The sequence below is a fragment of the Pseudomonas sp. C32 genome, from assembly GCF_030417915.1.
Classification (GTDB): domain Bacteria; phylum Pseudomonadota; class Gammaproteobacteria; order Pseudomonadales; family Pseudomonadaceae; genus Aquipseudomonas.
The window spans coordinates 209,369-224,696 of record NZ_JAUHUK010000003.1; the positions used below are offsets into that span (position 1 = coordinate 209,369).

The following is a 15,328-nucleotide window of genomic DNA, read 5'->3' on the forward strand; positions in this document are numbered from 1 at the left end:
TTAACCCCTCAGAAGCACTTCAACTACCGACCGATTCGACGCAAAGGGATCCCCATGTCGCACCAGCTTGCCGCCCGTTTTCGTTTTGCCTTGTGCCCTCTGGCGCTGACCCTGCCCGCCGCCCTGCTGAGCCTTGCCCCCGCTGCCCACGCCGCCGAAACCAATGCCGAGAAAAAACCGGCCAAGGACGACGGCGTCCTGCAACTGGGCGCGACGACCATTTCCGGCCAGGCACTGGGCGCCACCACCGAAGGCACCCGCTCCTACACCACCGGCTCGACGTCTTCGGCCACCGGTCTGCCGCTGTCGATCCGCGAAACGCCACAATCGGTGACGGTCATTACCCGACAGCAGATGGACGATCGCGGCGTGCAGAGCATCGGCGATGCACTGCGCAACACCCCCGGCATTTCGACGCAGAAGTACGACAGTGACCGCACCGAGTTTTCCGCCCGTGGGTTTGCCATCACCAATTTCCAGTACGACGGCGTCAACATTCCTTATGACGGCGTGTACGGTGAAAACCCCAACAACGGCGACGACGCGTCCAGCCTGGACCGCATCGAAATCGTCAAGGGTGCTACCGGCCTGATGACCGGCTCGGGCGATCCGTCCGCGACCGTCAACCTGATCCGCAAGAAGCCGACCAAGGAATTCAAGGCGTCGATCAGCGGCACCGTCGGTTCGTGGGACGCCTATCGCGGCGTCGGCGATATTTCCGGTTCGCTGAACGATACCGGCAGCGTGCGTGGGCGCTTCGTCGGCGCTTACTCCGACAAGAATTCCTACCAGGATCATTACAGCCAGAAAAAAGACCTGTTCTATGGTGTCCTCGAAGCCGACCTGACGCCCGACACCCTGCTGACGTTCGGCATCGACAAATCGAGCGCCACGCCGCGAGGTTCGTCCTGGACCGGCAACCCGGTGTATTTCTCGGACGGCGGCCGTACCGATTTCTCGCGTCACTTCAACCCAGGTGCCGACTGGAGCCGTCGCGATTTCGACGACATCACTTACTTCGCGTCCCTCGAACAGGCCCTCGCCAACGACTGGAAGTTCAAGGCCAGCCTCGATCAGAAAACCACCGATCACGACACGCGCCTGGCCTCGGCCAGCGGCGGCAACCCGGACCGCGCCACCGGCGAAGGCATGTTCCTCTACTGGGGTCGCTGGGAAGGTCATCGCGTGCAGAACACTGCGGATGTGAACGTCACCGGTCCATTCAGCCTCGGTGGCCGTGAACATGAGTTGGTAGCCGGTTTCATGGCGTCCCATTCACGCCAGACCGGCTCGACCTACGACACCAGCGCTTTCGAAATGGTCCCGGGCAGCATCTACGACTGGAACGGCGACTTGCCGGAGCAGGACTTCCCGAAAAATGGCAAGTACGAGCGCACCCAAAGCCAGAACGGCCTGTACCTGGCCACGCGCCTGCACGCGACCGACGACCTGTCGATCATCCTCGGCAGCCGTCTGAGCACGTTCAAGTACAACGAAGACTATTCGTATTATCCGGGTGCGGGACTCGATGACACTCACGCCAGTTACAAGGAACATGGCGTGGTCACGCCTTACGCCGGTGTGGTCTATGACCTGGACGACACCAATTCGGTGTACGCCAGCTACACCAGCATCTACCAGCCGCAAACCTACAAGGATGCGGCGGGCTCAACCCTGGCACCGGTCGAAGGCGACAGCTACGAGGCCGGCCTGAAAGGCGCTTACTTCGACGGTCGCCTGAACGCCAGCCTGGCCTTCTTCCGCATCGAGCAAGACAACGTCGCCGAGTCGATTGGCACCAACCCGGTCACCAACGAAGGCATCTACAAAGCCGTCGACGGTGCAACCACCAAAGGTGTGGAACTGGAACTGGCCGGGGAAGTGGCCGATGGCTGGAACGTGTCGGCCGGCTACACCTACGCCCGCACCCGGGACGCCGACGAACAGCGGATCTACGGTTACCCATTGTCGACCACCAAACCGGAACACGTCGTTCGCACCTTCACCACCTACCGCTTGCCGGGCGCACTGGATCAAGTGACCGTCGGTGGCGGCATCAGCTGGCAGAGCGCGTTCTACGGCAAGATCTACAGCCCGACCGTGGGCGACTACACGAGCATCAAACAAGGTGGCTACACCCTCGTCGACCTGATGAGCCGCTACGAGTACAACGAGCACCTGAGCTTCACCGTCAACGCCAACAACGTCTTCGACAAACGCTACCTGACGGGCCTGGGCAACTTCGACACCACGTATTACGGCGAACCGCGCAACGTGATGCTCACCACCAAGTGGGATTTCTAAGCTGAACGCCTGAACCAAAAAACCCTGTAGGAGCGAGCCTGCTCGCGATGGACGTCAACGATAACGCGCTGTCTGAATGCACGCGTCGCGCTTGAGTTCTTCGCGAGCAGGCTCGCTCCTACAGGGGTTATGCGGCGGCGGGTATGCCGCTGTGGAAGCGGAATTCCACATCCGGTGATTCGATCAGTTCCTGCTCGGCGGCGCGAACCTTGTCGATCACCTGGGCGATGTCCTTCGCGTCCCCGTACTGATAGGCCAGCTTCAAGTAACCCTGGAAATGCCTGGCCTCGCTCTTGAGCAGACCGAAATAGAACTTGCCCAACTCTTCATCCAGATGCGGCACCAGCGCCTCGAAACGCTCGCAACTGCGGGCCTCGATGAAAGCGCCCACCACCAGCGTGTCCACCAGCTTCACCGGCTCATGGCTGCGCACAACCTTGCGCAACCCCGAGGCGTAGCGCCCGGCGGACAGCTGGCGCAGTTCGATCTTGCGCCGCTTCATCAAACGCATGACCTGTTCGTGGTGCACCAGCTCTTCCCGGGCCAGGCGCGACATCAAATTGATCAGGTCAACGTGGGAATGGTACTTGGCGATCAGGCTCAATGCCGTGCTGGCGGCTTTGAATTCGCAGTTCTTGTGGTCGATCAGCAGGGTTTCCTGATCGGCCAGCGCGGCTTGGACCCAGCCGTCGGGGGTGCGGCAGCCAAGGAACTCGTGAATTTCGGGAAGGATCATGGGGCTCACGGATAAAAGGTTCAAAACGAAGGGCGCCGATTATACCGGCCTGCCCGCAGACCACCAGACGCCAACCGTTGATATGCATCAAGTCCCCGAATGCCGGGCAGCAACTATAGTTGTGCAACGCCGTGCATTTTTAATTTCAGGAGATCCCGATCATGCAAGCCATTCGCAGCATCCTGGTGGTCATCGAACCCCAGCACTCGGAAAGCCTGGCGCTCAAACGGGCCAAGTTGATTGCCGGCGTGACCCAGGCGCATTTGCACCTGCTGGTCTGCGACCCCAAGCATGATCACAGCGGCATGCTGAGCGTGCTCAAGTCCGCCTTGCTTGAAGATGGTTACAGCGTCACCACCGAGCAGGCCTGGAATGACAGCCAGCATAAAACCATCGTCGATGTGCAGCAGGCTGAAGGCTGCGGGCTGGTGGTCAAGCAGCACTTCCCCGATAACCCCTTGAAAAAAGCCCTGCTCACTCCGGAAGACTGGAAACTGCTGCGGGCCTGTCCAACCCCGGTACTGTTGGTCAAAACGGCAGGCTCGTGGAAAGACAAGGTGATTCTGGCAGCCGTCGATGTCGGCAACACCGACCTTGAACACCGTCACCTGCACAACACCATCATCGACCATGGCTACGACATCGCCAGCCTCGCCAAGGCTCATTTGCACGTCATCAGCGCCCATCCGTCGCCGATGCTGTCGGCCGCCGACCCGACGCTTCAACTGAGCGAAACCATCGCTGAGCGTTATCGCGATCAGTGCAGGGCATTCCAGGCAGAGTTCGATATCGACGATCAACACCTGCATATCGAGGAAGGACCGGCGGATGTGCTGATTCCGTTCCTGGTGCACAAGCTGCAGGCGGCCGTGACCGTGATCGGCACCGTGGCGCGGTCCGGGCTGTCAGGGGCATTGATTGGCAATACGGCGGAAGTGGTGCTGGATAAGGTGGAAAGCGATGTGTTGGTGCTTAAGCCGGCGGAAGTGGCGGATCATATTGATGAGTTGATCGACAGGCGTTGAGTTCTTTGGTGTCGATTCGGACGTCATCGCGAGCAGGCTCGCTCCCACATTGGATCTGTGTCGCTACAAATCCCCTGTGGGAGCGAGCCTGCTCGCGATGCTCTTAGCCGCCAAAGGCGTCTTTCAGAAACCCCGGCGCGATGTAGCGCTGGTAATGCGCCTCGGACAGCAGGAAAAATTCCCGATCAATGGCATCGCGCAGTTCCGGCAGGTTCCAGTCGCGGAATTCCGGCAACAACACCATGCCGTAGGCTTCCAGATTGTTGATGACCCGCGCGCCCCGGGCGATCAATTGATAAGCCCAGCAATATTCCGACTGATGGGGCACGAAGCGAATCTTGCGTTGTTCCAGCTGCATTCTGAGCAGCACCGGGTCGAAAACTTCCACTTTGGCGGCCATTACCTGGGACAGCAACTGCTCCAGACGCAGCCACACCGCGCGCTTTTCTTCCTCGTTGTAGCCGTTCCAGTGAATCACTTCGTGATGGAACCGCTTGCAGCCACGGCACACCAGGTCACCGTAGACAGTGGAGCAAAGGCCGACGCAGGGCGTCTTGATGGTCTGATTGGGCATAATAGGCAAAACGCGAAAAAGCAAAACAGGCCGGCATGGTAGCCCTTTGTCGAATATTCATCACCCCTCAAAGTTCGGGGCCAAAGCGCTCGGTGGCTCTTTGCCGACGGCCACCACCAAAGTCCAATAAACACTGACTTACCTTTAATTTTTTTTTGCCGTAGAATCAGCCTGCCTTTTTAGGCGCCAATGTCCGTTAGAAGCTGTTTTCAAAGCGTCACGAGCACAGTCGTTCCTTCAGAGCGGTGTTGGCGAGGGGTTTTTCCAGCGGGGAAAAGCCCAACGCCAACCCTCATCAGCTCCCGTTCTGCAGGCGTAAAACTTTGAAAGCAGCTTCTGTAAGGAATTGTCGGTAATTCTGGCTAAGTGGCTCACAACGCCATGCAGCGCATGAGTACGGCAATTTCGGGATGAGCGTCCCGGACACCCATTTGGGACCACTGATGAGGGTAATAACTGTGCTTGAAGCCTACCGCAAACATATCGAAGAGCGCGCAGCACTGGGTATCGTTCCCCAGCCGCTAAACGCCGAACAAACTGCAGGCCTGGTCGAGCTGCTGAAAAATCCCCCGGCTGGCGAAGAAGCATTCCTCGTTGACCTGATCACCAATCGCGTTCCGCCAGGCGTGGACGAAGCAGCCTATGTAAAGGCCGGCTTCCTGTCTGCCATCGCCAAAGGCGAAGCCAACTCCCCCCTGATCGACAAGAAGCGCGCTGTTGAACTGCTCGGCACCATGCAGGGCGGCTACAACATCGTGACTCTGGTAAACCTGCTGGACGACGCCGAACTGGCACCAGTAGCTGCCAAAGAACTCAAGCACACCCTGCTGATGTTCGATGCTTTCCACGACGTCGCTGAAAAAGCCAAGAACGGCAACGTTCACGCCAAAGGCGTACTGCAATCCTGGGCTGATGCCGAGTGGTTCGTGAAGCGCCCGACCCTGGCCGACAAGATCAGCCTGCGCGTGTTCAAGGTCACCGGCGAAACCAACACCGACGACCTGTCCCCTGCTCCTGATGCCTGGTCCCGTCCAGACATCCCGCTGCACGCCCTGGCCATGCTGAAAATGGCTCGCGACGGCATCGTGCCGGACGAGCAAGGCGTCACCGGTCCGATGAAGCAGATCGAAGAAATGCGCGGTCAAGGCTTCCCTATCGCCTACGTCGGTGACGTGGTCGGTACCGGTTCTTCGCGTAAATCGGCCACCAACTCCGTACTGTGGTTCTTCGGCGACGACGTTCCTTACGTACCGAACAAGCGTGCCGGCGGTTTCTGCTTCGGCAACAAGATCGCACCGATTTTCTACAACACCATGGAAGACGCCGGCGCACTGCCGATCGAATTCGATGTGTCCAGCATGAACATGGGCGACGTGATCGACCTGTACCCGCATGCCGGCAAAGTCTGCAAGCACGGCACCGACGAAGTCCTGACCACCTTCGAAATGAAGACCCCGGTCCTGTTGGACGAAGTACGTGCTGGCGGCCGTATTCCGCTGATCATCGGCCGTGGCCTGACCGAGAAGGCGCGTGCCGAGCTGGGTCTGCCACCTTCGACTCTGTTCAAGAAGCCAGAAGCGCCCGTTGAAAGCACCAAGGGTTTCACCCTGGCGCAGAAAATGGTCGGCAAGGCTTGCGGCGTGACCGGCGTTCGTCCGGGCACCTACTGCGAACCGAAGATGACCACCGTGGGTTCCCAGGACACCACCGGTCCTATGACCCGTGACGAACTGAAAGACCTGGCGTGCCTGGGCTTCTCGACCGATCTGGTGATGCAGTCCTTCTGCCACACCGCGGCTTACCCTAAGCCGATCGACGTGAACACCCACCACACCCTGCCTGACTTCATCATGACCCGCGGCGGCGTTTCCCTGCGTCCGGGCGACGGCATCATCCACTCGTGGCTGAACCGCATGCTGCTGCCAGACACCGTCGGTACCGGTGGTGACTCCCACACCCGTTTCCCGATCGGCATCTCGTTCCCGGCCGGTTCCGGTCTGGTTGCGTTCGCCGCAGCTACTGGCGTCATGCCGCTGGACATGCCTGAGTCGGTTCTGGTTCGCTTCAAAGGCGAGCTGCAGCCAGGCGTCACCCTGCGTGACCTGGTTCACGCCATTCCTTACTACGCGATCCAGGCTGGCCTGCTGACCGTAGAGAAGAAAGGCAAGAAGAACGCCTTCTCCGGTCGCATCCTGGAGATCGAAGGTCTGCCTAAGCTGACCGTAGAGCAAGCGTTCGAACTGTCTGACGCCTCGGCTGAACGTTCGGCTGCCGGTTGCACCATCCAGCTGTCCAAAGAGTCGATTGCCGAATACCTGCAGTCCAACATCACCCTGCTGCGCTGGATGATCGGCGAAGGCTACGGCGATGCACGTACTCTGGAACGTCGCGCTCAAGCAATGGAAGCCTGGCTGGCCAACCCTGAGCTGATGCAAGCGGACAAAGACGCCGAATACGCTGAAATCATCGAGATCGACCTGGCCGACATCAAAGAGCCTGTGCTCTGCGCGCCGAACGACCCGGACGACGCCCGCCTGCTCTCCAGCGTTGCTGGCGAGAAGATCGACGAAGTGTTCATCGGTTCGTGCATGACCAACATCGGTCACTTCCGCGCTGCCGGTAAACTGCTGGAACAGGTCAAGGGTCAGCTGCCAACTCGTCTGTGGCTGTCGCCGCCGACCAAGATGGACGCTCACCAACTGACCGAAGAAGGCTACTACGGCATCTACGGCAAGGCCGGCGCTCGCATGGAAATGCCGGGTTGCTCGCTGTGCATGGGTAACCAGGCACGTGTAGAGCCGAACTCGACTGTTGTGTCGACTTCGACCCGTAACTTCCCGAACCGTCTGGGTGACGGCGCTAACGTCTACCTGGCTTCGGCTGAGCTGGCGTCCGTGGCTTCCATCCTGGGTCGCCTGCCGACCGTCGAGGAGTACATGGAATACGCTGGCAAGATCGACAGCATGGCGGCCGATGTCTACCGCTACCTGTCCTTCGACCAGATCGCCGAGTTCCGTGAAGCTGCTGCGAACGCCAAGATCCCGGTCGTTCAAGCCTAACGTAGCAACGCAATGAAAAACGCCGCCCATCGTGAGATGAGCGGCGTTTTTTTATGCCTGAAAATTCGCCAGTGAAGTGAGAGCTTTTTGTGGCGAGGGGGCAAGCCCCCTCGCCACAAAAACCCTCCCACCGATTATGTGTTCCGTTTGAGCGCTTGCTGCACCGCTCCATCCACACTCAACCCACTCAGCACCGCCCCGTTTGCCTCCACCTCCGGCAACGCTGCCAACACCGACTGCGCTTGATCCTTAAGCCGCGCCAGCATCAACCGCTTGCCTTCCTGATGCACCCGCACAAAAAACTCCTGCAACGCCTCAATGCTGGTGCCATCCAGGTCGGGGGACTCCTCAAGACTGAGAATCACCGTATGAATCGGTGTTTGCGAATGCCGGATCAAGCGCATCGCACCGCCAAGAATTCGCTCGACATTGGCAAAGAACAACGCCTCACCCGGCCGCACAATCAACACGCCCGGCACGGCTTGCGCCGTTGGATGGCGTTGCAGGTCGACAAAGTCGTGACCGCCATCGATGCGCCCCAGAATCTGGATATCCGCCGCCGACATTTGCTTGAGCATCAGCAGCACACTGATCGCCACCGCTACCAACAAGCCGTCCAGCACCCCGAGCATCAGGACCGCGCCCACCGCGCAGATCACCAACAGCCGGTCACGGCGCCAGATGAAGTAGCGCCCCAACGGTTGCAGACTCAAGCCGCGCCCCAACGCATGAATGACGATGGCAGCGAGGACCGGTTCCGGTGTCAGGGCAATGTAAGGCAGGACCGTCAGCACAATAATCAGTACCACCAGCGCCGCCACGATGCCTGCCAGGCGCGAAGTTGCACCGGCCGCTTCGTTCGCCGATGTCGCCGAATACCCCGCCCCCGCCGGCATCCCGTGGAACAGGCCGGACAGCAGGTTGGACGCGCCGAGGGCCAGCAAGTCGCGGTTCGACTTGACGCGATCACCATGCTTGAGCGCGTAGGAACTGATCGAACCATAAGACTCCGCGTACAGGATCATCACCATCGCGAACGCCAGTTCACCCAAGCGCAACCAGTCGGAAAACGGCAGCACCGGCAGTCTTGGCACCTCAAGGCTCAGATCGATCATGCCGATCAGTTTCACACCATAAGCCGGCAGGTTCAGCCACTGGCCCGCCGCAATGCCAATCACCACCACCAACATCCCGCCCGGCAAACGCCGAAACCGCCCAAACAGCCATAACAAGGCCAATGCCGCCGCGCCAACCGCCGCCGCCACCCAGTTCCATTGCGGCAATTGTTCAAGCAGTTGCGGCAGAAAGCGCACCAGGCTGGCATCGGTCAAATGCACCCCGACCACGCTGGCGACCTGCTTGAGAATGATGGTCAGGGCCAGGCCAAAGGCAAACCCGCGCAACACCGGCTTGGCAATGAACGAGGTCACGCTGCCGAGTTTGAACAACCCGGCCAGCAAGAAGAAAAGCCCGGTCATCAGCACCAGCCCGATGGCCAGCGTCGAGCGAAGCTCAGAGTCGCCATTGGCCAACGTCGCAGTGGCCGCCGCGAGCACCGCGGCGGACGACGACGTCGCCGAGACAATCGCAAAGCGGCTGGTGCCGAGCAGGCCATAACACAGCAACCCGGCAAACAAGGCGATCACCCCGGCCTGGGGTGCCAATGCCGCGATGCTTGAATAAGCCACCGCTTCGGGCAACAACAGGCCGGCAATCGACAACCCGGCCAACAGGTCCTGCCAGCGACTGGGTCGTTCGGTGGAATGGGTAGTCGAGGCGCTGGGCAATCCGATGTCTCCAGGCGAAAAAAAACCGCTGCACGTATCACGTGCAGCGGCCACTGTAGCTGAAAATCAAAAGATCGCAGCCTGCGGCAGCGCCTACGGATGATCCGATCCCGGTAGGAGCTGCCGCAGGCTGCGATCTCTTGACCTTTAAATCAGGCCGTCAGCGAGTAAATCAACGCCGTGATCGCCACCAGGCCCACCGCCGTCACGAAGACGTTGGACGCCTGACCGCGATAACGCGCCATCGCCGGCACTTTGCGGATCGCGTACATCGGCATCAGGAACAGGATCGCCGCGATAATCGGGCCGCCCAGGGTCTCGATCATGCCGAGGATGCTCGGGTTCAGCGTGGCGACGATCCAGCACACCACCAGCATGAAGGCCGCGGTCATGCGGTCCAGAGCCTTGGCTGTTGGACGCTTGCCGCTCTTCACGATCAAGCCCTTGAGGCCTTCGCTGGCGCCGATGTAGTGCCCCAGGAACGACTTGGAAATGGCCACGAAAGCAATCAACGGCGCGGCGAAGGCGATGGTCGGATTGCTGAAGTGGTTGGCCAGGTAGGACAGGATCGACAGGTTCTGCGCCTTCGCTTCCGCCAGTTGTGCCGGCGACAGGGTCAGCACGCAGCTGAAGACGAAGAAAAACACCATCACCACCATCAACAGATGGGCGCGCGACAGGATCTGCGAACTGCGCTCTTCGGCGTGTTGACCGTAACGACGCTTCTGGTCCACCGCGAACGCCGAAATGATCGGCGAGTGGTTGAACGAGAACACCATCACCGGAATCGCCAACCACAGGGTGTGCAGCAACGCCGAAGGGGCAGGCACCTGGCTTGCGGTGGCGAGGATGCCGCCGTTCCAGTGCGGAACCAGGTACACCGCCAAAAACAGCAGCGCGACGATGAACGGGTACACCATCAGGCTCATGGCCTTGACGATCATCTGCTCGCCGCAGCGCACCACTGCCAGCAGGCCGAGGATCAGCACCAGCGACAGCACGGCGCGCGGTGGCGGTATGATGTGCAGTTGATGCTCGAGGAAACTGCCCACGGTATTGGTCAGCGCCACGCTGTAGATCAACAGGATCGGGAAAATGGCGAAGAAGTACAGCAAGGTGATCAGCGCGCCGGCCTTGATGCCGAAGTGCTCTTCCACCACTTCAGTGATGTCGGCGCCTTCGCGACCGGACAGCACGAAACGGGTCAGTCCACGGTGTGCGTAGAACGTCATGGGAAACGCCAGCAACGCCAGGATCAGCAGCGGCCAGAAACCGCCCAGGCCCGCATTGATTGGCAAAAACAGGGTTCCTGCACCAATCGCCGTGCCAAACAGGCCCAGCATCCAGGTGGTGTCTTGGCGATTCCAGCTCGAAAGCGTCGCGGGTGTCGCTTCTACATAGCGTTTGTTGACGCTATTGGCCTGATCATTCATCCGGTGGGATCTCCACATTCCGGTCACTTGCCACCCGGCCCGGACGCGTCGGAATACCCGACAGGCAGCGCCCTGGCCGAAACAGGGGCGCGATTCTGGAGGATTAGTGAGCAGAAGCAAAGACTTAGGTGAGGAACGGTGGTACCAGATTGTCGAAAAAAACCGATAAAAATGAACTTGCTCACGATATACGGTGTGTCCGATCAAACAACTGTCGAATGTGCCAATGCATTCCGGAGCACGCTAGCTCCGTTTCACAGCCGCCTGAAAAGCAGACACAATCAGAAATTCATCGCAGGCTGTGCCAGCTCCTACACTGAGTAAAGTAGCCAGTAATGGCAAACGTTGGCGATTGCCAAACCTCGCACAGCCCGCCATCTCAATTGACGTTCGAGCCCACCTTTCCGACGCCCTCAGGAGCCAAGCATGCCTACAACCGTTCTGGTACTGGTTGAAACCATCAACGATTACCTGCCGATCCTCGAACATCAGGGCTTCCACTTGATTCTGGCCCCCACCCCCTCCGAGCGCGCCGAAGCCATTGCCCGGCATGCCAGCCAGATCGATGCCGTTCTGACCCGTGGGCCTTTGGGGCTGTATGCCGATGAAATCGCGGCGCTGCCCAACCTCAAGATCATCTGTGTGATCGGCGCCGGCTATGAACATGTCGATTTGAAAGCCGCTGCCGACCGGGGCATCACCGTCACCAACGGCGCCGGGGTCAACGCCTCCTCCGTCGCGGACCACGCCATGGCGCTGCTGCTGGCGCTGGTACGCGACGTGCCGCGCTGTGATGCCGCCGTGCGCCGTGGCGAATGGCCAAAAATCATGCGCCCTTCCCTCGCCGGCAAACGCCTGGGCATCCTCGGCCTCGGCGCGGTCGGCATGGCCATCGCCAAACGCGCAGCCGCCGGTTTTGACATGAGCGTTTGCTATCACAACCGCCAGCACCGCAGCGACGTGCCCTACACGTTCTGCTCGACCCCCACGGAACTGGCGCGGGCCTCGGATTTCCTGATCATCGCCACGCCCGGCGGCCTTGGCACCAAACACCTGATCAACCGCCAGGTGCTCGATGCCCTGGGTCCGAACGGGTTCATCGTGAACATCGCCCGGGCCAGTGTGGTCGCCACCGCTGACCTGATCACTGCCCTTGAACAGCGCCGTATCGCCGGCGCCGCGCTGGATGTATTCGATGCCGAGCCGCAAGTGCCACAGGCCCTGAAAACCTTGTCCAACGTGATTCTCACCCCCCACGTTGCGGGGTTGTCCCCGGAAGCCACACAGGCCACCGTCGAACTGGTGGGCAAAAACCTCACGGCATTTTTTTCCGGTCAACCCGTATTAACCCCGATCGAAATGCCCAGCAGCGTCGGCAGTGCTGTCATGTAAGACAATTCAAACGCGTGTATCAAAAGCAATGATTGGCCGGCAACACGCTCACCAATAAGGGCCGTTCTTTGTTGTGGGCGTGGGGTATGCGCATTAGATTAGCCAATAGTTCCAGGCCTCCAGAATAAGCAGAAGGGATAAGCATGACGCTTACTGACCAGTCCACCCGTATCCGCACCGGCGAAGAGCTCGATGCCAGCCTGATCGATCCATACCTCAAGGCCCATATTCCGGGTCTCAGCGGTCTGCCGAAGATCAGCCAGTTCCCGGGCGGTGCGTCGAACCTCACCTATTTGCTGGAATACCCGGGGCAGGAGTTTGTCCTGCGTCGTCCGCCCTTCGGTCACAAGGCCAAGTCCGCCCACGACATGGGCCGCGAATTTCGCATCCTCAATCAATTGCGCGACGGTTTTCCGTACTGTCCGAAAGCCTACGTGCACTGCACCGACGAATCGGTGATCGGTGCCGAGTTCTATGTGATGGAACGGGTCAACGGCATCATTCTGCGTTCCGAAGTGCCACCGGAGCTGGGGCTGGATTCGGCAAAAACCGAAGCCCTGTGCAAAAGCTTCATCGACAAGTTCGTCGAGCTGCATCAGGTTGACTACAACGCCTATGGCCTGGGCGACCTCGGCAAACCCGAAGGTTATGTGGCGCGGCAGATCAAAGGCTGGAGCGATCGCTACGAAAAAGCCCTGACCCCTGACGCCCCGCAGTGGGAAGCGGTCAAGGTCTGGCTCAACGACAAGATGCCGGCCGATCACCCGACCTCCAGCATCGTCCACAACGATTACCGCTTCGATAACGTGATCCTCGACCCGAGCAACCCGATGCAGATCATCGGCGTACTCGACTGGGAACTGACTACCCTCGGTGACCCGCTGATGGACCTGGGCAACACGCTCGCCTACTGGATCGAAGCCGATGACCCGGCACCGGTGCAACTGATGCGCCGCCAGCCAAGCCACGCACCGGGCATGTTGACCCGCCGCGAGTTCGTCGATTACTACGCCCAGCGCTCAGGCATCCAGATCGACAATTTCGACTTCTACTACACCTACGGCTTGTTCCGCCTGGCCGGCATCGTGCAGCAGATCTACTACCGCTTCTACCACGGCCAAACCCAGGACAAACGCTTCGCGCAGTTCATTCACATGAACAAACTGCTGGAGCAGATGAGCTTGCAGGTCATCCAGAAATCCACCCTCTGACCTCGATGCGATCCCCTGTAGGAGCGAGCCTGCTCGCGAAGATCGTGAACGATAACACTCGTTCAATGACCTATCGCAGCAAGCCGCCCCGACCAAACAGCATCAGCGACACCCCGGCATTTGACACAACAACAAGACTTTTTTAAGGGAATCCCATGTCCAAGACTCAGTTGTTCGACCTCGACGGCAAGATCGCTTTCGTCTCCGGCGCCAGCCGTGGCATCGGTGAGGCCATCGCCAAACTCCTGGCCCAACAAGGTGCCCACGTCATCGTTTCGAGCCGTAAGCTCGAGGGTTGCCAGCACGTGGCCGACGCGATCATCGCCGCTGGCGGCAAAGCCACCGCCGTCGCTTGCCACATTGGCGAGATGGAACAGATCAGCCAGGTCTTCGCCGGTATCAAGGAACAGTTCGGACGCCTGGACATCCTGGTCAACAACGCCGCGACCAACCCGCAATTCTGCAACGTACTGGACACCGACCTCGGCGCTTTCCAGAAAACCGTCGACGTGAACATCCGCGGTTACTTCTTCATGTCGGTCGAAGCCGGCAAGCTGATGCGCGAAAACGGTGGCGGCAGCATCATCAACGTGGCGTCGATCAACGGTGTTTCGCCGGGGATCTTCCAGGGTATCTATTCGGTGACCAAAGCGGCGGTCATCAACATGACCAAAGTGTTTGCCAAGGAATGCGCGCAGTTCGGCATCCGTTGCAACGCCCTGCTGCCGGGTCTGACCGACACCAAGTTCGCCTCGGCACTGGTGAAGAACGAGGCCATTTTGAACACCGCGTTGCAGCAGATTCCGCTCAAGCGTGTGGCTGATCCAAACGAAATGGCCGGCGCGGTGCTTTACCTGGCCAGCGATGCTTCCAGCTACACCACCGGCGTTTCGCTGAATGTGGATGGCGGTTTCCTGTCCTGATGACCTGACCACCAAAAAACCCTGCAGGAGCGAGCCTGCTCGCGATGGGCGTTAACGATGACGCGTGCTGACTGGCTAAACACCGCGTACTTGAGACCATCGCGAGCAAGCTCGTGCCTACAGAAGCCATGCGACGGGCTTACTGCGTGACACACCGGGTAGTCGTGGTCATTCGTGTGACCTCGCCGTTTTCGCCCCGTACATCGCCCAGGACATCGGTCTTATCCTGAGTTTCACAGGTGCGTTCAGGCGGTGGCAGCGGTGCCGGGGGTGGTGGGCTGGAGCAGCCCGCGAACATCGCCGCGCAGAAAGCGAGCGACAGTGGAGTACAAACGCGTTTCCCAAGAGTTTTCATCGGTTGACCCGCGATAAGTGAAAAGACACTTTTTTGTGACAACAGAACCCGCGTGCAAAGTCCATGCACCTGTCACAAAAAAATGATTTGCACTCCACTTATCGCCACGCCAGTGACCGTTGCCAGCAAAACCTGACAGTTCTTACATCGCCTGATCGGGTCGGTTCAGGCTGCTGGTCTCAAGTTCGTAGCGCAGCTCTTCGATCAATGCCGTCACTGATTCGGCCGACTGCAGTGTCATCATGTTCAAGCCACTGACCACCAGATCCACCTGTCCCGTGACCGGGTGATAGAGCTTGACGGTCAGCGAATGGTCACCCGTGACGCTGCACTCACAGGCCAGCGGCGCAAAACCCTGTTCAATCTGCATCCGCAGTTGCGCTTGCGTGATCATCGCGAGGGAGCCTTGGCGCAAGCCACATCGTATTGTTGAGTCATTGGGGCGGTTCCTGAGCGATTTCGAAGGGAACACGCAGGGCATTCGAAGGCACCTGCCACACGCTTCCAGCCTAAAAACAGCCGCACCCGC

General features: G+C 59.6%; 11 protein-coding genes. 6 read left to right on the top strand and 5 right to left on the bottom strand.

The window, feature by feature from the left end; genetic code table 11:
* Nucleotides 1-54 precede the first annotated feature (54 nt).
* Nucleotides 55-2,304 (top strand): TonB-dependent siderophore receptor, encoded by a 2,250-nt coding sequence (locus QYH43_RS04805; protein ID WP_301156528.1) that lies wholly within the window; start codon nt 55-57, stop codon nt 2,302-2,304.
* 127 nt (nt 2,305-2,431) lie between these two features.
* Here the strand turns inward: QYH43_RS04805 and QYH43_RS04810 are convergent, their stop codons facing one another.
* Nucleotides 2,432-3,040, bottom strand: a complete 609-nt coding sequence (locus QYH43_RS04810) for a tRNA isopentenyl-2-thiomethyl-A-37 hydroxylase MiaE (RefSeq protein WP_095059922.1) — start codon at nt 3,038-3,040, stop codon at nt 2,432-2,434.
* A gap of 161 nt (nt 3,041-3,201) precedes the next feature.
* Here QYH43_RS04810 and QYH43_RS04815 point away from each other — a divergent pair, with 161 nt between their 5' ends.
* On the top strand, nt 3,202-4,065 hold the full coding sequence (locus QYH43_RS04815; RefSeq protein ID WP_095059923.1) for a universal stress protein: 864 nt from the start codon (nt 3,202-3,204) through the stop codon (nt 4,063-4,065).
* Between the two features lie 103 nt (nt 4,066-4,168).
* Here QYH43_RS04815 and QYH43_RS04820 read toward each other — a convergent pair whose 3' ends face one another.
* Entirely contained in the window at nt 4,169-4,639 is a 471-nt protein-coding gene (locus QYH43_RS04820) for a DUF1289 domain-containing protein (RefSeq protein WP_095059924.1), read from the bottom strand.
* A gap of 458 nt (nt 4,640-5,097) precedes the next feature.
* Between QYH43_RS04820 and acnB the strand changes: the two genes are divergently transcribed.
* Nucleotides 5,098-7,698, top strand: a complete 2,601-nt coding sequence (gene acnB, locus QYH43_RS04825) for a bifunctional aconitate hydratase 2/2-methylisocitrate dehydratase (protein ID WP_095059925.1) — start codon at nt 5,098-5,100, stop codon at nt 7,696-7,698.
* A 134-nt stretch (nt 7,699-7,832) separates the two neighbouring features.
* Here the strand turns inward: acnB and QYH43_RS04830 are convergent, their stop codons facing one another.
* Nucleotides 7,833-9,485: a SulP family inorganic anion transporter gene (locus QYH43_RS04830; RefSeq protein WP_301156529.1), complete on the bottom strand. Its 1,653-nt coding sequence runs from the start codon at nt 9,483-9,485 to the stop codon at nt 7,833-7,835.
* A 152-nt stretch (nt 9,486-9,637) separates the two neighbouring features.
* Nucleotides 9,638-10,918 (bottom strand): serine/threonine transporter, encoded by a 1,281-nt coding sequence (locus tag QYH43_RS04835; protein WP_301156530.1) that lies wholly within the window; start codon nt 10,916-10,918, stop codon nt 9,638-9,640.
* 426 nt (nt 10,919-11,344) lie between these two features.
* On the opposite strand from QYH43_RS04835, the gene QYH43_RS04840 reads away from it, so the two are divergent.
* The 3 genes from QYH43_RS04840 to QYH43_RS04850 all read left to right on the top strand — a co-directional run bounded on the left by QYH43_RS04840 (nt 11,345) and on the right by QYH43_RS04850 (nt 14,444).
* Nucleotides 11,345-12,310 carry a 2-hydroxyacid dehydrogenase gene (locus QYH43_RS04840; RefSeq protein ID WP_301156531.1) on the top strand — a complete coding sequence of 322 codons (966 nt, stop codon included), beginning with the start codon at nt 11,345-11,347 and terminating at the stop codon, nt 12,308-12,310.
* A gap of 143 nt (nt 12,311-12,453) precedes the next feature.
* Nucleotides 12,454-13,521 carry a phosphotransferase family protein gene (locus tag QYH43_RS04845; protein ID WP_301156532.1) on the top strand — a complete coding sequence of 356 codons (1,068 nt, stop codon included), beginning with the start codon at nt 12,454-12,456 and terminating at the stop codon, nt 13,519-13,521.
* Between the two features lie 155 nt (nt 13,522-13,676).
* Entirely contained in the window at nt 13,677-14,444 is a 768-nt protein-coding gene (locus QYH43_RS04850; protein ID WP_095151238.1) for an SDR family oxidoreductase, read from the top strand.
* Nucleotides 14,445-14,941: 497 nt separating this feature from the next.
* Here QYH43_RS04850 and QYH43_RS04855 read toward each other — a convergent pair whose 3' ends face one another.
* Complete coding sequence (locus tag QYH43_RS04855; protein WP_095059939.1) at nt 14,942-15,193, bottom strand: DUF1652 domain-containing protein; 252 nt, start codon at nt 15,191-15,193, stop codon at nt 14,942-14,944.
* Between the last annotated feature and the right edge of the window lie 135 nt (nt 15,194-15,328).

Bases quoted from the DNA above. Each gene is read 5' to 3' on its own strand.
- QYH43_RS04820 (WP_095059924.1), bottom strand. From the start codon at position 4,639: ATGCCCAATCAGACCATCAAGACGCCCTGCGTCGGCCTTTGCTCCACT.
- QYH43_RS04835 (WP_301156530.1), bottom strand. From the start codon at position 10,918: ATGAATGATCAGGCCAATAGCGTCAACAAACGCTATGTAGAAGCGACA.
- QYH43_RS04810 (WP_095059922.1), bottom strand. From the start codon at position 3,040: ATGATCCTTCCCGAAATTCACGAGTTCCTTGGCTGCCGCACCCCCGAC.
- QYH43_RS04840 (WP_301156531.1), top strand. From the start codon at position 11,345: ATGCCTACAACCGTTCTGGTACTGGTTGAAACCATCAACGATTACCTG.
- QYH43_RS04805 (WP_301156528.1), top strand. From the start codon at position 55: ATGTCGCACCAGCTTGCCGCCCGTTTTCGTTTTGCCTTGTGCCCTCTG.
- QYH43_RS04850 (WP_095151238.1), top strand. From the start codon at position 13,677: ATGTCCAAGACTCAGTTGTTCGACCTCGACGGCAAGATCGCTTTCGTC.
- QYH43_RS04845 (WP_301156532.1), top strand. From the start codon at position 12,454: ATGACGCTTACTGACCAGTCCACCCGTATCCGCACCGGCGAAGAGCTC.
- QYH43_RS04815 (WP_095059923.1), top strand. From the start codon at position 3,202: ATGCAAGCCATTCGCAGCATCCTGGTGGTCATCGAACCCCAGCACTCG.
- QYH43_RS04855 (WP_095059939.1), bottom strand. From the start codon at position 15,193: ATGATCACGCAAGCGCAACTGCGGATGCAGATTGAACAGGGTTTTGCG.